The organism is Streptomyces sp. NPDC001108, assembly GCF_053598535.1.
On sequence record NZ_JBSFKL010000005.1, the window covers coordinates 345629 to 363176 of the forward strand.

Here is a 17548-nt window from a genome sequence, read left to right on the forward strand (position 1 = left end):
ACGGTCCGCCCCCGTCGGCCCGTCAGGCCGTCAGGTCCCGGACCAGGGCCGTCGCCGGTCCGACGAGGGCGCGTTCGTGCGGGCTCATCGTCGGATTGGCGGTGCGGTGGCGGGCCGCCTCGGCCAGGTCGGGGTCGGGGAGGGGGCCGGCGGCGGCGAGGCGGGGGGCCAGGGCGCGCAGCAGGGTGTGCGCCGGGTCGGCCAGGGGGGACGTGGTGTCCACCGCGATCTGGGCCAGGATCAGCGCGGACATCGCGCGGTCCAGGGCCGGGGCGCCCTCCGCCGCGTTGCTCCAGTCGATCACCACCGGTCCCCGGTCCGTCAGCATCACATTGCCGGGGTGCAGGTCCAGGTGGAGGATCCGATCCCCGGGGTCCGGGGAGAGCCGGGCCGGGACGGTGTGGAGTTCGGCGAGGAGCCCGGCCAGCAGGGCGCCCGCCTCGTCCGCCGACACCTCCCCGGCCAGCAGCGCGTCCAGCATCGTCGGGCCGGTCAGCCGCTCCAGCACCAGGTCGCCCGGGGGCGTCTTCGCGTCGCGCGGGCCCAGCCGGGGGACGGGGCAGCCGTGCGCGGCGAGGTAGGCCATGACGATCCATTCGGGTGTGGCGTCCATGCCGTCCCGGTAGCGGCGCAGGACCCACTCCTCGTCGAGCGCGTACACATCGGCCGAACGTCCGGCGCCGAGCAGCTCACCTATTCGCATGAGGCGAACCTACGGGCACCGGCGGCGGATTGGGACGCCCGGGGCCGCCCGGAAGGGTCTTCCCGGCGGCCCCATAACGTGAAGTGAGGGGGAGAACGGGATCTCCTGGCAATGACGTGTACGCGGCTACGTTGTCGGCAATTCCCCCGAAGTCAAGGAGAGTCCCGTGGAGAGCTCCACACTCCGCAGACGTGCCCTGGCCGCGTGTACCGCCACCGTGGCCGTCGGGGCGCTCGCGCTGGCCGGCCTGACTGGCAGCGCGTCCGCCGATCCGGCGCCCCAGCTCCGCACCCCCACCGCCGCGGGGACCGGGCAGCTCTCGCCCGGTCTGCTGGAGGCCATGCAGCGCGATCTCGGCCTGAACGAGGCCCAGGCGCGCGGCCGGATCGGTCACGAGACCCGGGCGGCGGCGATCGCCTCCGCGCTGAAGCACACGCTCGGCGCGGACTTCGCCGGCGCCCGGGTCAGTGGTGACGACGCGGCCCTGACCGTGTCCACCACCGACGCCGCCCACGCCGAGGAGATCCGCCTCGCCGGGGCCCGGCCCGTCGTCGTCGCGCACAGTCAGGCCGAACTCGACGCCGCGAAGGGTGCGTTGGACCGGGTAGCGCTGCGCGGTGCCCCCTCCGGCGTACCGGTCTGGTACGTCGACGTGGCGAGCAACCGGGTCGTCGTCGAGGCCGCCGGCACCAAGGCCGCCAAGGCGTTCCTGGCCGAGGCCGGGGTGTCGGAGAAGCTGGTGACGGTCCGCCGGTCCACGGAGCGGCCGCGCACGTTCGCCGATCTCCGGGGCGGCGACGCGTACTACATGAACGGCCTGGGCCGGTGCTCCATCGGCTTCCCCGTGAAGCGCGGCACCCAGGGCGGTTTCGTCAGCGCCGGCCACTGCGGCACGCCGGGCGTCACCACCAACGGCTCCAACCAGCAGGCGCAGGGATCCTTCCAGGGCTCCACTTTCCCGGGCCGCGACTACTCCTGGGTCGCCACCAACACCAACTGGACGCCGCGCCCCCTGGTGAACGGCTACGGCAACGGCGACATCACCGTCACCGGTTCGACCGAGGCCGTGGAGGGCTCGTCGGTCTGCCGCTCCGGCTCGACGACCGGCTGGCACTGCGGCACCGTGCAGCAGCGCAACACCAGCGTCACGTACCAGGAGGGCACCGTCTCCGGGGTCACCCGCACCAATGTGTGCGCCGAACCCGGTGACTCCGGCGGCTCGTTCATCTCCGGCAGCCAGGCGCAGGGCGTCACCTCCGGCGGCTCCGGCAACTGCTCCCAGGGCGGTACGACGTACTTCCAGCCGGTGAACCCGGCGCTCCAGGCGTACGGGCTGACCCTGGTGACCAACGGCACCGGGCCCGACCCGAGCAACCCGCCGACCAACCCGGGCGGCACCTGGAAGGAAGGCACGACGTACGCGGCGGGCGACGTCGTGACGTACGGCTCCGACAGCTACCGCTGCCTCCAGGCGCACCTGGCGCAGCCCGGCTGGACGCCGCCGAACGTGCCGGCCCTCTGGGCCCGCGTCTGAGGAACCGCTCCGCAGTGAGCACCGGCGGCCCCGTCCGCACCGGGGCCGCCCCGGTTACCGCGCCCGCCCGGCTACCGCTCCGGCCTCCCGGCCGGGCGGCGCGCACCCCGCACCGCTCCGTGTCATGAACGTGCCCTTCCCCCACCCCGAGGAATCAGCCATGACCCCAGAACCGACCGAGGGCCAGAACCCCGGCGACGGCAAGATCAGCCGCAAGACCCTGCTCAAGGCCGCGCTCGTCGCCGGTACCGTCCCGCTGCTCGCGGGCGGTGGCGTCGCGCTGGCCCGGGACGCGGGCTCCGGCGGCAAGCCGCTGGCCCCGACGCCGAACTGCGACGACGGCGACGGACCGACCCACGACCAGATCGAGGGCCCCTACTTCAAGCCCAACTCCCCGCTCCGCACCAGCCTGATCACCGACAGCACGCCCGGTGTGCGGCTGACCGTGAGCGGCTACGTCTTCGGCCGGGCGTGCCGGCCGATCTCCGGCGTGCTCCTGGACTTCTGGCAGGCCGACACCAACGGCGCCTACGACATGAGCGGATTCGCCTTCCGCGGGCACCAGTTCACCGACCAGTCGGGCGCGTACAGCCTGACCACGATCGTGCCGGGGCTCTACCCGGGGCGCACCCGCCACATCCATGTGAAGGTGCAGGCGCCCGGCTCGTCGATCCTGACGACCCAGCTCTACTTCCCCGGCGAGCCGCGCAACAACACCGACATGCTCTACGACCCGGCGCTGCTGATGAACGTCCGGGACGTGGGCTCGGGCCGGCAGGGGACGTTCGACTTCGTCCTGAACATCGCCCAGAACCCGACCGATCCGCCGACCGACCCCACCGACCCGCCGACCGACCCGCCCGGCTCCACCTGGAAGTCCGGCACGGCCTACAAGGCGGGGGACCGGGTCACGTACAACGGGGTCGCGTACCGCTGCACCCAGGCCCACACGTCCATGGCCGGGTGGGAACCGCCGAACGTCCCCGCGTTGTGGGAACGCGGGTAGACACGCGGCACGGCGGGCGACCCCGCCCCGCAGGTCCGGGCCGGGGTTCCGCCGGCCCGGACCTTCCGCTGTCCGGTACTCGTCCGAGGGGGGGTGGGTGCCGGGCAGCGGAGTAACCTGGACGCGTACGGCTCCCCGTGGGCCGCACCGCTCGGCCTGCGCGTCCGAAGGGGGCCGGAATCGTATGGACACCCTGGTCACCGTCGCGGTCGTCCTCGTGATGATCGCGGTCGCGGCGTACGTCATCCATCGGCTGAACGCACGCCACCGCCACCACCATCTGCGCCCGGCGCACTACGACCACGGGCTGGCCGGGTTCGGCGACGCCCCGGGGCCGGGAGACAGTTCCTCGACGGAGGCTACTTCGCGTCGGAGTAGCGCTCCACCACCGCCGTGGTGAACGGGAAGCGGACGGGGGTCTCGCCGAAGACGGTCCGCCCGGCCAGTTCCCCGGCCGCCCGGATCGCCTCCACCACGGCCGCCGCCTCCTCCTCGGGACAGTGCACGATCACCTCGTCGTGCTGGAAGAAGACCAGCTCGGCGCGGAGCCCGGCGGTACGGACCGAGCGGCGCAGGGCTGCCAGGAGCAGCAGCGCCCAGTCGGCCGCGCTGCCCTGGACCACGAAGTTGCGGGTGAAGCGGCCCCGCGCGCGGGCGTTCGACGAGGCGTAGCCGGGGGTGGGGCCCGGGCCGGAGCCGTCGTCGGAGCCGTCCGGCCGGGCGCCTTCCTGCGGGATGCCGGCCTCCTCGTACTCCCCGCTCCCGGCGGCCGGGGGGCTCGTCCGGCCCAGCCATGTGCGCACCAGGCGGCCCTCCTCCCCGGCCTTCGCGGCGTCGTCGACATAGGCCACGGCCTGCGGGAACCTCCGGCGCAGGGCGGCCAGGTTCTTCAGGCCGTCGCCCGAGGTCTGGCCGTAGACGGCGCCCAGCAGGGCGATCTTGGCGTGGTCCCGGTCGCCCTGGAACGCCCGGTCGGAGAGGGCGGTGTACAGGTCGCCCTCGTGGCCCGCCACCTCCATCAGGCCGCGGTCGCGGGAGATCGCGGCGAGGACCCGGGGCTCCATCTGGTCGGCGTCCGCGACGACCAGGCGCCAGCCGGGGTCGGCGACGACCGCGCGCCGGATCACCTTGGGGATCTGGAGCGCACCGCCGCCGTTGGTCGTCCACCGGCCGCTGACCGAGCCGCCCGGCTGGTACTCGGGGCGGAAGCGGCCGTCGCGCACCCAGTCCTGGAGCCAGGACCAGCCGTGCGCCGTCCAGATCCGGTACAGCTTCTTGTACGCGACGAGCGGGGCCACCGCCGGGTGGTCCAGGCCCTCCAGCTCCCAGCGGCGGGTGGACCGGACCGTGATCCCGGCCTGCGCGAAGGCCCGCACCACGTCTGCCGGGAGGTCGGGGCGGACCCGTCTGCCGAAGGCGGCGGACACCTCGTCGGCCAGCTCGGCCAGCCTGCGGGGCTCGCCGCCGCCCGCGTACCGCTCGCCGAGCAGCTCGTGGAGGACCTCGCGGTGGACGTCGGCCCGCCAGGGGAGGCCGGAGCGGTGCATCTCGGCGGCGACCAGCATGGCGGCCGACTCGGCGGCGGTGAGCAGCCGCATCCTGCCGGGGTGCTCGGTGGCGTCGTGGCGGCGGAGCTGGTCGGCGTAGACCTCCAGCAGGGCGTCGAAGGGGAGTGGGGCGGCGGGCCGGGGCTCGAAGAGCGAGGACTGTGCGCCGGGCTCCGCCGAGCGGGGCGGCGGGTCGGCCGGCACCGGGGCGCCGTGCAGCCGGGCGTGGGCGGCCGCGGCGGAACGGGGCTCGCCGAGGCGGCCCTCATGGGCCAGGAGCAGGGACTCGGCCACCTCGATGTCGTAGCAGCGGTCCACCGGGACACCGGCGGCGAGCAGCCTGGGGTACACCTCGGCGGTGGAGCGCCAGACCCAACGGGTGACCTCGGGGCGGGCGCGGACCGCCGCCACCGCGTCGGGCTCGGCGACGACCGGCCCCACGGGCAGGCCGTCCGGGGCCAGCGGTGCGAGGAGCGCACCGCCGGTCTCCGTCATGGCCAGGGCCCACCGTTCGGTCATGCCTTCGAGTCTGGCAGCCGGGACTGACAACGCCCGGTGGCCGCGCCCCGTACCCGGTACGGAACGCGGCCGTCCGAGGGCCTCGGGGCCTCAGAGCCCCGATTCGGACGCGGAGGTCCAGGTGCCCAGGGAGATCTCGGCGGTGATGCCCGGCCCGAACCCGGCCATCAGCCCGCGATGGCCGTCGAGCGCCGATGCCTCGTCGAACATCCGGCCGAGGGCGTCGATCACCACGGCGCTGGCGATGTTGCCGTACTCGGTGAGCGTGGCGCGGCTGAAGCGGAACGCCTCGGGCGGCACGTCCAGGAAGTGGCTCAGGTCGTCCAGGATGCGCGGGCCGCCCGCGTGGATGATGTAGAAGTCCATCTTCCCGGCGTTCCACTGGTGCTCCTCGGCGACCGCCTCCAGGGCCGGAGCAAGCGGTTCCATCGTGCCGGGCACCCGCTTGTCGAGCTGGAAGTGGAAGCCGGTGGACCGGACCGCGTAGGAGATCCAGTCCTCGGTGTCCGGGATGATGAACGAACCGTTCCGCTCCAGCCGTACGCCCGTGCCGCCGTTGCCGCGCAGCACGACGGCGGCTATGCCGTCGCCGAACAGCCCGTTGGAGAGCAGGGAGCCGACACCGAGGTCGGTGGGCTGGTAGCAGAGCGAGCAGAACTCGCAGGCCACGATGAGCACGTTGGCGTCGGGGTACGCCGTGCAGTAGTCGTGGGCCCGGTTGACGGCGGCGCCGCCGGCGGCGCAGCCGAGCTGGGCGATGGGCAGTTGGCGGGTCTGCGGGCGGAAGCCCATCTCGCCGATGAGCCAGGCGGTCGGCGGCGGCATCATGAAGCCGGTGCAGGAGACGTACACGATCAAGTCGATCTGGTCCGGCTCCAGTTCGGCCTGGTCGAGCGCCTGGCGGACGACCGCGGGCACCCGGGCCTTGGTGTGTTCCTCGTACGTGATGCTGCGGGCGTCGAAGCCGGGGTGCTGGAGCACCTTCTCGATCGGCTGGATCAGGTGCCGCTTCTGTACCCCGGTGTGCTCGATCAGGCGCAGGACCAGTTCGAGCTGCGGGTGGTCGCCGTGCAGCCGTCGGGCCAGCTCCAGGGTTTCCTCGTTGGTGATGACGTGCTCGGGAACCGCGATGGCCGGCTTGCAGAGAACCGCCATGGAACTCCTCCTAGCGGATGTGGTCCACACGGCCGGGCCCGTACGGGTGTCAGGGGCGTCGGCGGGCCGGAGACGGGGAAGCTCCGCCGCACGCAGGCACCACGGTGTGCTGCGTGGAGGTGGCGGGCTGATGGATTCCGGCGCCGGGCAGGTGCTCCTGAGCGTGGGCGCGGACGGGCCGACCGTTGAAGACTTTGTCCCGGGGGCCTCTCCGTCCGGAGGAAGAGACCCGGCCGTTCGTGGGCGGAATTCGGATCCGCCACGGCTTGGGTGGCCGTCGGGATCACGCTACGGCAGCCGGGTGGGCGCCGCACGTCGAGCGATCGTCGACGATCGTTCACCCAGGTCGGAACGCGGCTCGCGCGGGCCCGTGCGGCGCGGGCGGGGCCACGGCGCGGCTGCGCCCGCCCCGGTTGCCGGTGGCCCGGGGCGGGCGCATCATCGAGGGCGGCCGGTCGGCGGCCCGTCGCTCACCAGGTGACGGGCAGTTCGAGCGGGTAGCGCCAGATCGACGTCTTGTTCCAGCGGATCTCCTCGGCCGGGGCGGCCAGCTTCAGGGCGGGGAAGCGCTTCAGCAGCGTCCCGATGGCGACTTCGAGCTCGGTGGCCGCGAGCGGGGCACCGAGGCAGTGGTGCCCGCCCCAGCCGAATGTCATGTTCGACGGCCCCTGCCGCTCCAGGTCGAGCACGTCGGGGTCGTCGAACTTCCGGGGGTCGCGGTTGGCGGTCAGATAGGAGACGTGGACGATGTCCCCCTCCTTGATCCGCACCCCGCTCAGCTCCACGTCCTCCAGGGCGACCCGGGGGATGCCGACGCCCTTGCGGAACGGGATGAAGCGCAGCAGCTCGTCCATGGCCTGCGGGAGCATGTCGGGGCGCTCGCGCAGCATGGCCAGCTCGTCGGGCCTGGTCAGCAGCGTGTAGGCGATGTTCCCGATCTCGTACGTGGTGGTGTCCTGGCCGGTGATGAGCAGCACCATGGCCATCACCGTCAGCTCCTGGTCGTCCAGGATCTCGTCGCCGTCACGGGCGGTGGCGAGGGCGCTGATCAGGTCGTCGCCCGGGTTGGCGCGCCGTTCGGCGGTCAGCTCGGCGAAGTAGGCGCGCAGATCGGCCTTGGCCTGAATGGCGTGGGGCTTGTTCTCGACGGTGGTGTCCATCATGGTCCGCGCGTAGGCGCGCAGCTGGGCCTGCTCGGCCTCCGGGATGTCGAGGACCTCGCAGATGGTGGTCAGCGGCAGCGGGGCGGCGAGGTGCGCGAACAGGTCGGCGGGGGCGCCCTGCTCCTCCATGCGGTCCAGCAGTCCGTCCACCACGTGCTGGGTGCGCACCCGCATGCGCTCCATGTGGCGGGGGGCGAACCCCTTGGAGATCAGGCTGCGCAGCCGGCTGCTGGCCGGCGGGTCCATGACGTTGATCGCCTCGTCCTGGACGATCGGCTCGGGGGTCATGCGCGGGAAGTCCCGGCCGATGATGGCGTGGCGGCTGAACCGCCGGTCGGTGGTCACCGTGCGTACGTCGTCGTAGCCGGTGACGAGCCACGCCTCGCCCTCGCCGTGCGGGAGGCGGATGCGGGAGACGGGTTCCTCGTTCATCAGGTGCCTGAGCACCGGGTCGAATTCGAGGGCCTCGGCGTAGTCGAACGGGCAGAGCCGGGCGCCGGTGGCTGGTTCCATGCGGAGCTCCAGAGGGTCTGGCGGGTGGTTCGGGTGCGTGGGGTGGGAGGGCCGGGGACGGGGACATGGGTGCCCGGTCCTCGGCCGGGCCACGCGCCGGGCCGGTCCGATTGGTCCATATGCAGAACGGAATCGGTGCCGCCGGTCGCTGGACCGGCGCAACACGGCCCGGCCCGGGGCCGGATCGGAGCCTGTCGGGCGGCCTTCGGCCGGGCCGGTCGGAGGCCGCCCGACAGGTCTCAGCCGCCCGGCACGACGTTCGTGGCGTCCACGGCGGCCCGCAGGGTGCGGGCGAGCCGTACCCCGTCGTCCACCGCCCAGAAGTGGGTGAAGAACAGCCGGGGGCTCTCCGAGAGGTGGTGGTTGTGCAGCTCGACAAGCTCGATCCCGCCGCGCCGCAGGGCCTTCAGCACCTGCGGGACCTCCTCGGCGAGCATCGCGCAGTCGCCGCTGAGCGCGGCCCGGCCGCCGCCGACCGGCTGGAAGTTGAACGCGCTGGTCGAGCCCAGTCCGGGCGGCAGGACCAGCGGGCCGTCGGCGATGGTCTCGCGGCGCCAGAAGAGGACCTTGAAGAGCCCGTCCTCGACGCTGCCCCGGGCGCCCAGCGCCGCCTCCATCCCGGCGATGTCCAGGTCGACCGGGGTGCGCCGGTCGGGCGGTTCGGGCGGTGGGGTGCCGGTGCGGTCGAGGCCGGCGCGCAGCCCGCGGGCCAGGGCCACCGGATCGTGGCCGTGGCCGTGCACATGGACCCACCAGAGGTCGGGGATCTGGGCGAGCAGGTGCTTGTGGAGGGCGGTCTGCTCGATGCCGTGCGCCTGCCAGGCGTCGATCACCCCCTGGAGTTCGCGCTCGGTGACCACCATGTCGCCCATGAGCATCGTGGTGCCGTCGGCGTAGCGGATGAAGGCCACATGGGTGCCGAGGGCGAGGCCGGGGGTGACGACGACCCCGTCGGAGACCACCAGGAGGTCCCGCCGGGGAAAGCCCGTGTGGTACGTCGTCTCGCGCAGCATGTTGCCGGGGCGGCCGAGCGCCTCCGCCACCCCGGCCCAGTCGGCGGGCTCGGTGGGCACCGGCCGGACGAGCGGTCCGTGCGCCGTCCCGTCCGCGCGGGCCGTCCCCGTGGTGCCCGCCGCGGCCAGTACCGGGGTGAGGGCGGCGGCGGTCAGTAATCCCCGCCGCGTCGGGGCCGCCGCGGCCGCCCGTACCCGAGGTTCCTGGGGTCGTCTCCCGGTCATCGCACCATCGCCTCCGCCTGTTCGATCGGATCCATGGCGCGATGAAAGCATGCGAAATCGTGATGAAAACATAGAAAGCGGATACACCGTCAGCGGGTGCGGCCGGACGAGTGAGGCCTAATACCGTACGGAAGTTCGATATCCACAGGGTGTGGACGGTCGGGCCCGGCTCCGGCCCGCCGTGCCGCCCTGCCTACCCTGGCTCCATGCAATCGGTGACCGACCAGGCGTGCGCGGCGGCCCTCTACGCGGACGGCGACGCCGGGCTCGACGCCGGGGCCTCCCTCCTCGCCGCCGACCCGGCGTCCGACGCGGAGCTGGTCCGGCGCGGCGAGGAGTTCGTCCGCCGCGCCTGGGAGCGCGGCTGGCAGCCCGCCGACGTCGTCCGCACGGTCCGCCGCGAGCTGGACGAGACCGCCGCCGGGATCGCCGCCGGGCTGATCGGCGCGGAGATCGCGCGCTACGAGGTCCTGCCGCCGCGCTGGCGGGCCCAGCTCGACGCGCTGCCCGAGGCCCCGCCCCGCAACCGTCCGGACCGGTTCTCCTACGCTTTCGCGGTGCTCGGGCTCTACCGGCTGCTGCTCGGGCTCCCCGCCATCGAGCCGGTCGGCCCCCCGCCCGGCGCCGCCGGGGACGTGCTCCGGCGTGCGCCCGCGCCCGACGAACCCCGGATGCTGACCCGTATCCGCGCCCTGCTCGCCAAGGCGGAGGCGACCGGTTTCCCGGAGGAGGCCGAGGCGCTCACCACCAAGGCGCAGGAGCTGATGGCCCGCCACTCCATCGACGAGGCGCTGCTCGCGGCCCGCACCCATGGCACGGACGCGCCCGGCGCCTGCCGGATCGGGGTGGACGCGCCGTACGAGACGGCGAAGGCGATCCTGCTCGACGCGGTCGCCACCGCGAACCGCTGCCGCTCGGTGTGGAACAGCGACCTCGGCTTCTCCACGCTGGTCGGCTTCGATCCCGACCTGGACGCGGTGGAGCTGCTGTACACCTCCCTGCTGGTCCAGGGCACCGTCGCGATGACGCGGGCGGAGGCGGGCCAGCGGGCCGGCGGACGCAAGCGGACCAAGACGTTCCGGCAGTCGTTCCTGATGGCGTACGCCCAGCGGCTGGGCAGCCGCCTCGCCGCCGACACCGCCCGGGTCACCGCCGAGGCCGAGGCCGAGGGCGGGTCCGGCGGCGGTACGGAGCAGGGCGCCGCCCCCGCCCTGCTCCCGGTCCTCGCCGCCCGCGACGTCGCGGTCACGGCCACCGCCGAGCGGATGTTCCCGAGGACGACCACCACCCGGGTCCGGGGCGCCACCGACCTCGACGGGTGGACCCACGGCACGGAGGCGGCGGACCGGGCGCGGATGGCCGGCCGCGACCCGCAACTGCGCGGCGGGCGCGGAAAGCGCTGAGGGGGCGCGAAGGGGCGCCCGCGCCCGTACGCGACGGCGCCCGCGCCCCGTAGGCGAAGGGCGCCCGCGACTCGCGCCCTTCGCACCCCGCCCCTCCCGCGCTCCGAAACCGTGCAATTCGGGCCAATAAGTCATCAATCCGGCTAGGCTCAAGGCATGAGCTGGCTCCGGGCGCTGAAGGAGACCGCCCGCTCGGGGCTCTCGATCGAGCGACGGCGGCTCGAACCGCTCATCGCGATCCGCGGCGCGACCGGGCTCGCCCTGGTCATCGGGGTCGCCCTGGCGTTCTTCGGGCCGGTGGTCGCCGCGAGCTCCGCCTTCGGGGCGTTCCAGGCGGCCATCGCGACCTTCCAGCGCAGTTGGCGCCCCCGCCCGGTGCTCGCCCTGGTCTCCGGGGCGAGCCTCGCCGTGTCGACCTTCCTCGGCTATCTCACCGGCTCGCGGGAGGTGCTCTTCCTCGCCCTGCTGGTGCTCTGGACGTTCCTCGCCGGCCTGTCCTGGGCGGCCGGGCCGACCGGGGGCATCATCGCCGCGTCCAACGTCGCGATCATGCTGGTCACCGTCACCCTGCCCACCTCCGTCGCCAACTCCGCCGTGCACGCCGGGATGATCCTCTTCGGCGGGGTGGTGCAGGCGGTGCTCATCGTCCTGTTCCCGGTCCGCAGATGGGGCCCCCAGCGCGACGCGCTCGCCGACGCGCTGGCCGCCGAGGCCGACTACGCCCGTCGGCTGCGCCACGACCCGCTCGCCCCCTTCGACCCCGTCCCCCTGATGACGGCCCGCAGCGCCGCCGCCGTCACCCCGCGCCAGGCCCGCCGCCGGCCGCCCGAACTGCGCGGCCCGCGCGGGGTCGCCGAACGGATCCGGCCGGTGCTCGCCTCGCTCGCCGACCCGTCCCTGGGCGTACCGTCCGAGGGCCCGGAGCGGGAGCGGGTCCGCGAGCTGCTGGCCGCCGCCGGATCGCTGCTGGACTCGGCGGCCCGCGCGATCCGGCACGGCGACCCGGTCGAGCTGGACCCGTCCGCCGTGGCCGCCCTGCGCACCCCCGACACCGGCACCCTGCTCACCGGCCCGCCGCTGCGCGCCGCCGACCGCCTGGCCGTGCTGCTCTCCGACGTCATCGAGACCGCCGAGGGCGAGGGCACCAAGGAGCAGGACGGCCGGGCGGCGGAGGCCGCCGAGGAGCTGAAGGCCCGCGCCGACCACCGCCCCGCCGCCCCGCACCGCCACCGCAACCGCCCCCACCGCCCCGGCCTGTTGCGGCTGATCCCGGTCGTGGCGAAGGCGATGCGCGCCGAGGTGCGGCCCGGTTCCCCGATCCTGCGGCACGCGATCAGGCTCTCCGTCGTCGCCGCCGTCGGCTACCTCATCGGCACCACGCTGCCCTTCGGCCACGGCTACTGGGCACCGATGGCCGCCGTCATGGCGATGCGGCCGGAGTTCACCCAGACGTACGGACGGGCGATGGCCCGCTTCGGCGGCACGATCGTCGGGGTCTCGCTGGCCACCGCGATCGTCCAGACCGCCCACCCCGGAGTGACCACGGCCGCGGTCCTCGCGGTGGTCTGCGCCCTGCTGATGTACCTGCTGATGCGCACGGGATACGTGGTCGGCCAGGCCTGTGTCTCGGCCTATGTCGTCTTCCTGCTCGGCATGGCGGGCGACGACTGGTCCCAGACCGTCCCCGAACGCGTCGTGCTCACCCTGGTGGGCGGCCTGCTGGCGATGGTCTCGTACGCCCTCTACCCGGCCTGGGAGACGCCCCGGCTCCACGGCCGGCTCGGCGACTGGCTGAAGGCGGACGGTCGGTACGTCGCCGCGGTCGTCGAGCAGTACGCCGACCCGGCCGAACGCGGCCACGACGACGTGCGCGCCGCGCTGCTCGACACCCGCGAGGCCCGGGTCGCCTGGCAGGAGGCGCTGGAGGCCGCGCGGCACGAACCGGTCCGCAACCGCGGCCTCTCCCGGGCCGCCGCCGACGACACCGAGCACGCGCTCGCCCAGTTCGGCCGGGCCGCGATGCTGCTGGAGGCCCATCTGCCGAGCGGCGGCGCCACCCCCGTACCGGGCGCGGGGCGGCTGGCCGACGCGCTGCGCCGGGCCACCGAGCGGGGCGCGAAGGCGGTACGCGAGCGCCGGGTGCCGGACTGGTCCGAGGTGGGGGAGGCGCTGGCGGAGTGGGACGCCCGGGTCCGGGCGGCCGAGGGCACCGACCGGGCGGAGGCGGACCCCTTCGTGCGGGAAGGGGTCCACCTCCTCCTCGACTCCCTGGAGGAGTTCTCCCGGGGCCTGGACGGCCGCCCGGACACCGGGCGGCAGCGCGACGGGCGTTCCGACGCCGCGAAGTGACGTGCGGTCAGGACGTCGGCAGGTCCGACAGGTCGGGCAGCCCGGACGGAAGCGCGCCGGCCGCGGTCTTGGCCAGCGTGTCGCGGACCCCGCTGGACCAGGACACCACGAGGGTCTTCCCGTCGAGGGACTCGACGGTCCCCGAGGTGCGGTCGTCGCCGCCGTCGACGCACTTGAGCGTGAACGTCACCGTGCCGGAGCCCGCCACGGTGCCCGTGCAGGCCCGCTGTTCGGTGACGAGCGCGACCTTGCCCGAGGCGACCGACAGGACGACCGCCTTGCCGCCGGTCCTCCCGGCCCAGCCGCCCTCCAGCGCCGCGGCGTCGGTCCCGCTGTCCCCGGTCCCGCCGTCACCCTCCGTACCGGAGGTCGGGTCGGCCTGCCCGGTGGCCGCCCCGCTCGGCGCGCTGTCGCTCTTCCCGCCGTCGCCGCCGCTGCCGCAGCCGCTCAGTACCAGCGAGGCGAGAAGACCGGTGGCGACCACGGCGCCGGTACGTACGATTCTGTGCATCTGTAATTCCCCCTTGCCGACAAAAGACCGGGCCAAGTTATCAGCGGGATACAAGGGGGTGGAGAGGTTCATCGGGGGTAGACGGAGCCGGAGCGGCTTCCCGTGCGTCTGTCATGGGGGAGTAAAGGCTGTAATCGCGGGAACACCCCCCGTGCACGTGCATCCGCGCATGCATCTGCTCATGCAGCGGTAATTGAACACAGCTATGATCCGGGACAGTTGACACTTGCACCTTGCAACTCGGGAGCGTCCTGTGCACCACGTTCACAACGGCATGGCGGCCACGGAGCTTCGCGGAGTCGTCTGGCAGAAGAGCCGACACAGCAACTCCCAAGGGTCCTGCGTGGAGTTCGCGAAACTACCCGACGGAGATGTGGCGATGCGGAATTCGCGCCACCCCGACGGACCGGCCCTGGTCTATACGCCGGCCGAGATAGAGGCGTTGCTCCTCGGGGTGAAGGACGGGGAGTTCGACCACCTCGTGGCCGGCGGCTGATCGCATTCCGTAACGGCGCGGGATGTTTCCCGCGACTTCCGCGCGGCTGTCGTACACATCACACGGTGGAATGCGGAGGGGCCGGGCGGGGCGTCGCCACGACACCCCACCCGGCCCCTCCGGCCGGTTCTCTCAACGCACCCCCTAGACCCGGAACAGTGCCCAGACCACCTTGCCGTGCGAGGTCGTCACGTTTCCCGGGACGTCCACGTCCGGCACCGGATGCCAGCCCCAGGAGTCGCTGAAGGACTCCACGAGGAAGAGGCCGCGCCCCGACTCCGCGTTGTCCGGCGCCTGGGAGGCGACGGGGCTCTCCTGGCTGTGGTCGCGCACGGCGCACACCAGGCGCGAGCTCCAGCGCATCAGATGCAGCCGCACGGGCGGGTCCTGAGGGCCGTCCGGGGCGTCGTCCGTGGGCAGGGCGTGCCGCAGTGCGTTGGTGACGAGTTCGGAGACCACCAGTGCGACATCGTCAAAGCAGTCGGTGAGACCCCATCCGTTCAGCGTCGTCCGGGTGAACCGCCGCGCCCCGCCCACGGCTTCGAAGCAGGCGGGCAGTGTGCAGAGGGCCGATCCGGAGACGGCTGAGGGATCGATGGGGGGAAGGCTCCGCCTTAACGGCGCGAGCATCGTCGATCCATTCGTCCCCATGCGAGGCACTCCCGGGATTCGCGGCTGTATCGGTACTGCGGGGGGTACAGCGGCACAACACGAACGAGCACGCAGGTGCGCGAGCCCCATGGTTCCCAATGCGCTGGGCAGATGCAAGGGCAGATGCACGTGCACGCGCCTGACCTGTCCGAACCCGTGCCGGTTCTTGGTCATTTCTTCCGGTGGGTATTTTCGATCGGTTCTGGAACGCTTGCTATTTCCGTAATCGAATGAGTACGGGCTGAAGCGTTTTGGTGGCAGAATCCGGCACTTGGGGTTCACGGGGGGAGCCCCGTTGCCAGGAAGCGATGGGGAGGACCGGGGCAGTGGCGGCAGGCGAGTCGAGTGGATCGGTGGTGCGGCGCATCCTCCTGGGCTCGCAGCTCAGGAGGCTGCGCGATGCGCGCGGCATCACCCGTGAGGCGGCCGGCTACTCGATCCGGGCCTCCGAATCGAAGATCAGCCGCATGGAGTTGGGACGGGTGAGCTTCAAGGCGAGGGACGTCGAGGACCTGCTCACGCTCTACGGAGTCACGGACGAGACGGAGCGCGACGCCCTGCTCGGCCTGGCCCGGGAGGCCAACGTGGCGGGCTGGTGGCACAGTTACGGGGACGTTCTACCCGGCTGGTTTCAGACATATATCGGCCTGGAGGGGGCGGCGTCACTCATTCGGGTGTACGAAGTCCAGTTCGTCCACGGCCTGTTGCAGACCGAGGCGTACGCCCACGCGGTCGTCACCCGGGGCATGGGCGGCGCGGCGCCCACCGCCGAGATCGACCGGCGCGTGGCGCTCCGCCTCGAACGCCAGAAGGCGCTCGTCTCCGAGCGCTCCCCGCACTTCCACGCCGTGCTGGACGAGGCGGCGCTGCGCCGGCCGTACGGGGGCCGGGAGGTGATGCGCGGCCAGTTGCGGCATCTGATCGAAATGTCGGAACGGCCCAACGTCACGCTTCAGGTGATGCCGTTCAGTTTTGGTGGACATGCCGGGGAGAGCGGTTCCTTTACGATGCTCCGATTCCCGGAATCCGATCTGTCGGACATTGTCTATTTGGAGCAGCTGACAAGTGCGCTCTATCTGGACAAGGCCGAAGAAGTCGCGCAGTACGAAAAGGCCATCACCCGTCTCCATGAGGACAGTCCCGGCGAGGAGGAGAGCCGCGATCTGCTCCGTGGTCTGCTCCAACTGACCTGACTTGTCAGTACGATGGCGTTTCGACGGGAGTCTGCAGCTGAGTTAAGGGATCGCATGTCCTTCTTCCACGAGCTGGCCCACCAATACATCGACGGTGAGTGGCGGACCGGTACCGGATCGTGGGACATCATCGATTTCAACCCCTACAACGGGGAGAAACTCGCCGCGATCACCATCTCGACCGCGCGTGAGGTCGACGACGCCTACCGCGCGGCCGAGCGCGCACAGCGCCCCTGGGCCGCCGCCGGCGCGTTCCGGCGCCGCGAGGTGCTGGAGCGGGCGCTGGGCGTCATCGGCGGACTGCGCGAGCGGATCGCCGAGGCCATCATCGACGAGGTCGGCGGCACGCGCGCCAAGGCGGAGTACGAGGTCGGCCTCGCCGAGGAGTTCCTGCGCGACGCGATCCACCGGGCCCTGCACCCGCCGGGCAGCCTCCCCTCCTCGCCGGTCGACGGCAAGGAGAACCGCCTGTACCGGCTGCCGGTCGGCGTCGTCGCGGTGATCGGCCCCTTCAACTTCCCCTTCCTGGTGGCGATGAAGTCCGTCGCCCCGGCCCTCGCGCTCGGCAACGCCGTCGTCGTCAAGCCCAACCAGAACGCCCCGGTCACCGGCGGCACCCTCCTCGCGAAGGTCTTCGAGGACGCCGGGCTCCCCGCCGGGCTGCTCAACGTCCTGATCACCGACGTCGCCGAGATAGGCGACGCCTTCATCGAGCACCCGGTGCCCCGGGTCGTCTCGTTCACCGGCACGGACCGGGTCGGCCGCCGGGTCGGCGCGGTCGCGGCGGGCCACTTCAAGCGGACGATCCTCGAACTCAGCGGGAACAGCGCCCTGGTGGTGCTGGAGGACGCCGACGTCGACCACGCGGTCGCGGCGGCCGTCTTCAGCCGCTTCCTCTACCAGGGGCAGGTCTGCATGGCCGCCAACCGGATCCTGGTGGACCGCCGGATCGAGCCGGAGTTCACCGCGAAGTTCACCGCCGCCGTGGCCGCGCTCAGGACGGGCGACCCGCGCGACCCGGAGACCCGGATCGGCCCGGTCATCAACGCCTTCCACGCCGACGCCCTGGCCGCCCTGGTCGACCAGGCGGTCGCCGAGGGCGCCACCGCCCTCGTCCGCGGCCGCACCCGGGGCAACCTCGTGGAGCCCACCGTGCTCACCGGCCTGCCCGCGGGCTCCCCGCTGCTCTCCCAGGAGATCTTCGGCCCGGTGGCGCTGCTCGTCCCCTTCGACGGCGAGGACGAGGCCGTCCGGATCGTCGACGACACCCCGTACGGGCTGAGCGGCGCCGTGCACACCCGGGACGTCGAGCGCGGGGTGCGGTTCGCGCGGCGGGTCAGGAGCGGGATGTTCCACGTCAACGGCTCCACCGTGCAGGACGACCCGCTGGTGGCCTTCGGCGGCGAGAAGGCGTCCGGGCTGGGGCGGCTCAACGGGGAGGCGGCGGTGGGCGCCTTCACCACCCGCCGGTGGGTCTCCGTCCAGCACGGCCGCAGCGCGTTCCCCTTCTGACCCGGGGCCGGCGGGACGTCCCGTCCGGCCCCGAGCGTTGAGGACAGAAGCTGAC

15 protein-coding genes are annotated in these 17548 nt (G+C 72.9%); 8 read left to right on the forward strand and 7 right to left on the reverse strand.

Annotated features, from left to right (window positions below; all coding sequences use genetic code 11):
* Positions 1–22: 22 nt before the first annotated feature.
* Positions 23–703 carry a phosphotransferase gene (locus ACWC97_RS15005; RefSeq protein ID WP_352275586.1) on the reverse strand — a complete coding sequence of 227 codons (681 nt, stop codon included), beginning with the start codon at positions 701–703 and terminating at the stop codon, positions 23–25.
* Positions 704–869: 166 nt separating this feature from the next.
* Here ACWC97_RS15005 and ACWC97_RS15010 point away from each other — a divergent pair, with 166 nt between their 5' ends.
* The 3 genes from ACWC97_RS15010 (at position 870) to ACWC97_RS15020 (ending at position 3643) form a co-directional block, all read left to right on the forward strand.
* On the forward strand, positions 870–2237 hold the full coding sequence (locus ACWC97_RS15010; RefSeq protein ID WP_352275585.1) for an alpha-lytic protease prodomain-containing protein: 1368 nt from the start codon (positions 870–872) through the stop codon (positions 2235–2237).
* 160 nt (positions 2238–2397) lie between these two features.
* A complete protein-coding gene (locus ACWC97_RS15015) occupies positions 2398–3243 on the forward strand; it encodes a dioxygenase family protein (protein WP_352275583.1) in 846 nt (281 codons plus the stop codon).
* A gap of 184 nt (positions 3244–3427) precedes the next feature.
* On the forward strand, positions 3428–3643 hold the full coding sequence (locus ACWC97_RS15020; RefSeq protein WP_352275581.1) for a hypothetical protein: 216 nt from the start codon (positions 3428–3430) through the stop codon (positions 3641–3643).
* Here the strand turns inward: ACWC97_RS15020 and ACWC97_RS15025 are convergent.
* The 4 genes from ACWC97_RS15025 to ACWC97_RS15040 form a co-directional block, all read right to left on the reverse strand.
* The gene (locus tag ACWC97_RS15025) at positions 3603–5309 is read right to left on the reverse strand and encodes a bifunctional 3'-5' exonuclease/DNA polymerase (protein WP_450649565.1); all 1707 of its coding nucleotides are present in this window, start codon (positions 5307–5309) and stop codon (positions 3603–3605) included. The genes ACWC97_RS15020 and ACWC97_RS15025 overlap by 41 nt on opposite strands.
* Before the next feature lie 90 nt (positions 5310–5399).
* Entirely contained in the window at positions 5400–6464 is a 1065-nt protein-coding gene (locus ACWC97_RS15030; RefSeq protein ID WP_352275578.1) for a type III polyketide synthase, read from the reverse strand.
* A 470-nt stretch (positions 6465–6934) separates the two neighbouring features.
* Positions 6935–8140: a cytochrome P450 gene (locus ACWC97_RS15035; RefSeq protein ID WP_352275576.1), complete on the reverse strand. Its 1206-nt coding sequence runs from the start codon at positions 8138–8140 to the stop codon at positions 6935–6937.
* Between the two features lie 239 nt (positions 8141–8379).
* On the reverse strand, positions 8380–9378 hold the full coding sequence (locus tag ACWC97_RS15040) for a DUF1259 domain-containing protein (protein ID WP_450649568.1): 999 nt from the start codon (positions 9376–9378) through the stop codon (positions 8380–8382).
* Between the two features lie 206 nt (positions 9379–9584).
* On the opposite strand from ACWC97_RS15040, the gene ACWC97_RS15045 reads away from it, so the two are divergent.
* The gene (locus tag ACWC97_RS15045) at positions 9585–10781 is read left to right on the forward strand and encodes a DUF2786 domain-containing protein (RefSeq protein WP_450649570.1); all 1197 of its coding nucleotides are present in this window, start codon (positions 9585–9587) and stop codon (positions 10779–10781) included.
* 156 nt (positions 10782–10937) lie between these two features.
* On the forward strand, positions 10938–13130 hold the full coding sequence (locus ACWC97_RS15050; protein ID WP_352275571.1) for an FUSC family protein: 2193 nt from the start codon (positions 10938–10940) through the stop codon (positions 13128–13130).
* A gap of 7 nt (positions 13131–13137) precedes the next feature.
* Here ACWC97_RS15050 and ACWC97_RS15055 read toward each other — a convergent pair whose 3' ends face one another.
* On the reverse strand, positions 13138–13641 hold the full coding sequence (locus ACWC97_RS15055) for a hypothetical protein (RefSeq protein ID WP_352275569.1): 504 nt from the start codon (positions 13639–13641) through the stop codon (positions 13138–13140).
* Positions 13642–13894: 253 nt separating this feature from the next.
* Here ACWC97_RS15055 and ACWC97_RS15060 point away from each other — a divergent pair, with 253 nt between their 5' ends.
* Entirely contained in the window at positions 13895–14137 is a 243-nt protein-coding gene (locus ACWC97_RS15060; RefSeq protein WP_352275568.1) for a DUF397 domain-containing protein, read from the forward strand.
* A 144-nt stretch (positions 14138–14281) separates the two neighbouring features.
* Here ACWC97_RS15060 and ACWC97_RS15065 read toward each other — a convergent pair whose 3' ends face one another.
* A complete protein-coding gene (locus ACWC97_RS15065; protein WP_352275567.1) occupies positions 14282–14788 on the reverse strand; it encodes an ATP-binding protein in 507 nt (168 codons plus the stop codon).
* A 308-nt stretch (positions 14789–15096) separates the two neighbouring features.
* Between ACWC97_RS15065 and ACWC97_RS15070 the strand changes: the two genes are divergently transcribed.
* Both ACWC97_RS15070 and ACWC97_RS15075 read left to right on the forward strand, forming a co-directional pair.
* The gene (locus ACWC97_RS15070) at positions 15097–15981 is read left to right on the forward strand and encodes a helix-turn-helix domain-containing protein (RefSeq protein WP_352275565.1); all 885 of its coding nucleotides are present in this window, start codon (positions 15097–15099) and stop codon (positions 15979–15981) included.
* A 54-nt stretch (positions 15982–16035) separates the two neighbouring features.
* Positions 16036–17493, forward strand: a complete 1458-nt coding sequence (locus tag ACWC97_RS15075; protein ID WP_450649573.1) for an aldehyde dehydrogenase family protein — start codon at positions 16036–16038, stop codon at positions 17491–17493.
* Positions 17494–17548 lie beyond the last annotated feature (55 nt).

What these genes read in the sequence shown, in the direction of transcription:
- ACWC97_RS15025 (WP_450649565.1), bottom strand. Translation starts at nt 5,309, where the DNA reads ATGACCGAACGGTGGGCCCTGGCCATGACGGAGACCGGCGGTGCGCTC.
- ACWC97_RS15065 (WP_352275567.1), bottom strand. Translation starts at nt 14,788, where the DNA reads ATGGGGACGAATGGATCGACGATGCTCGCGCCGTTAAGGCGGAGCCTT.
- ACWC97_RS15050 (WP_352275571.1), top strand. Translation starts at nt 10,938, where the DNA reads ATGAGCTGGCTCCGGGCGCTGAAGGAGACCGCCCGCTCGGGGCTCTCG.
- ACWC97_RS15005 (WP_352275586.1), bottom strand. Translation starts at nt 703, where the DNA reads ATGCGAATAGGTGAGCTGCTCGGCGCCGGACGTTCGGCCGATGTGTAC.
- ACWC97_RS15040 (WP_450649568.1), bottom strand. Translation starts at nt 9,378, where the DNA reads ATGACCGGGAGACGACCCCAGGAACCTCGGGTACGGGCGGCCGCGGCG.
- ACWC97_RS15035 (WP_352275576.1), bottom strand. Translation starts at nt 8,140, where the DNA reads ATGGAACCAGCCACCGGCGCCCGGCTCTGCCCGTTCGACTACGCCGAG.
- ACWC97_RS15030 (WP_352275578.1), bottom strand. Translation starts at nt 6,464, where the DNA reads ATGGCGGTTCTCTGCAAGCCGGCCATCGCGGTTCCCGAGCACGTCATC.
- ACWC97_RS15015 (WP_352275583.1), top strand. Translation starts at nt 2,398, where the DNA reads ATGACCCCAGAACCGACCGAGGGCCAGAACCCCGGCGACGGCAAGATC.
- ACWC97_RS15070 (WP_352275565.1), top strand. Translation starts at nt 15,097, where the DNA reads ATGGGGAGGACCGGGGCAGTGGCGGCAGGCGAGTCGAGTGGATCGGTG.
- ACWC97_RS15045 (WP_450649570.1), top strand. Translation starts at nt 9,585, where the DNA reads ATGCAATCGGTGACCGACCAGGCGTGCGCGGCGGCCCTCTACGCGGAC.
- ACWC97_RS15075 (WP_450649573.1), top strand. Translation starts at nt 16,036, where the DNA reads ATGTCCTTCTTCCACGAGCTGGCCCACCAATACATCGACGGTGAGTGG.
- ACWC97_RS15020 (WP_352275581.1), top strand. Translation starts at nt 3,428, where the DNA reads ATGGACACCCTGGTCACCGTCGCGGTCGTCCTCGTGATGATCGCGGTC.
- ACWC97_RS15055 (WP_352275569.1), bottom strand. Translation starts at nt 13,641, where the DNA reads ATGCACAGAATCGTACGTACCGGCGCCGTGGTCGCCACCGGTCTTCTC.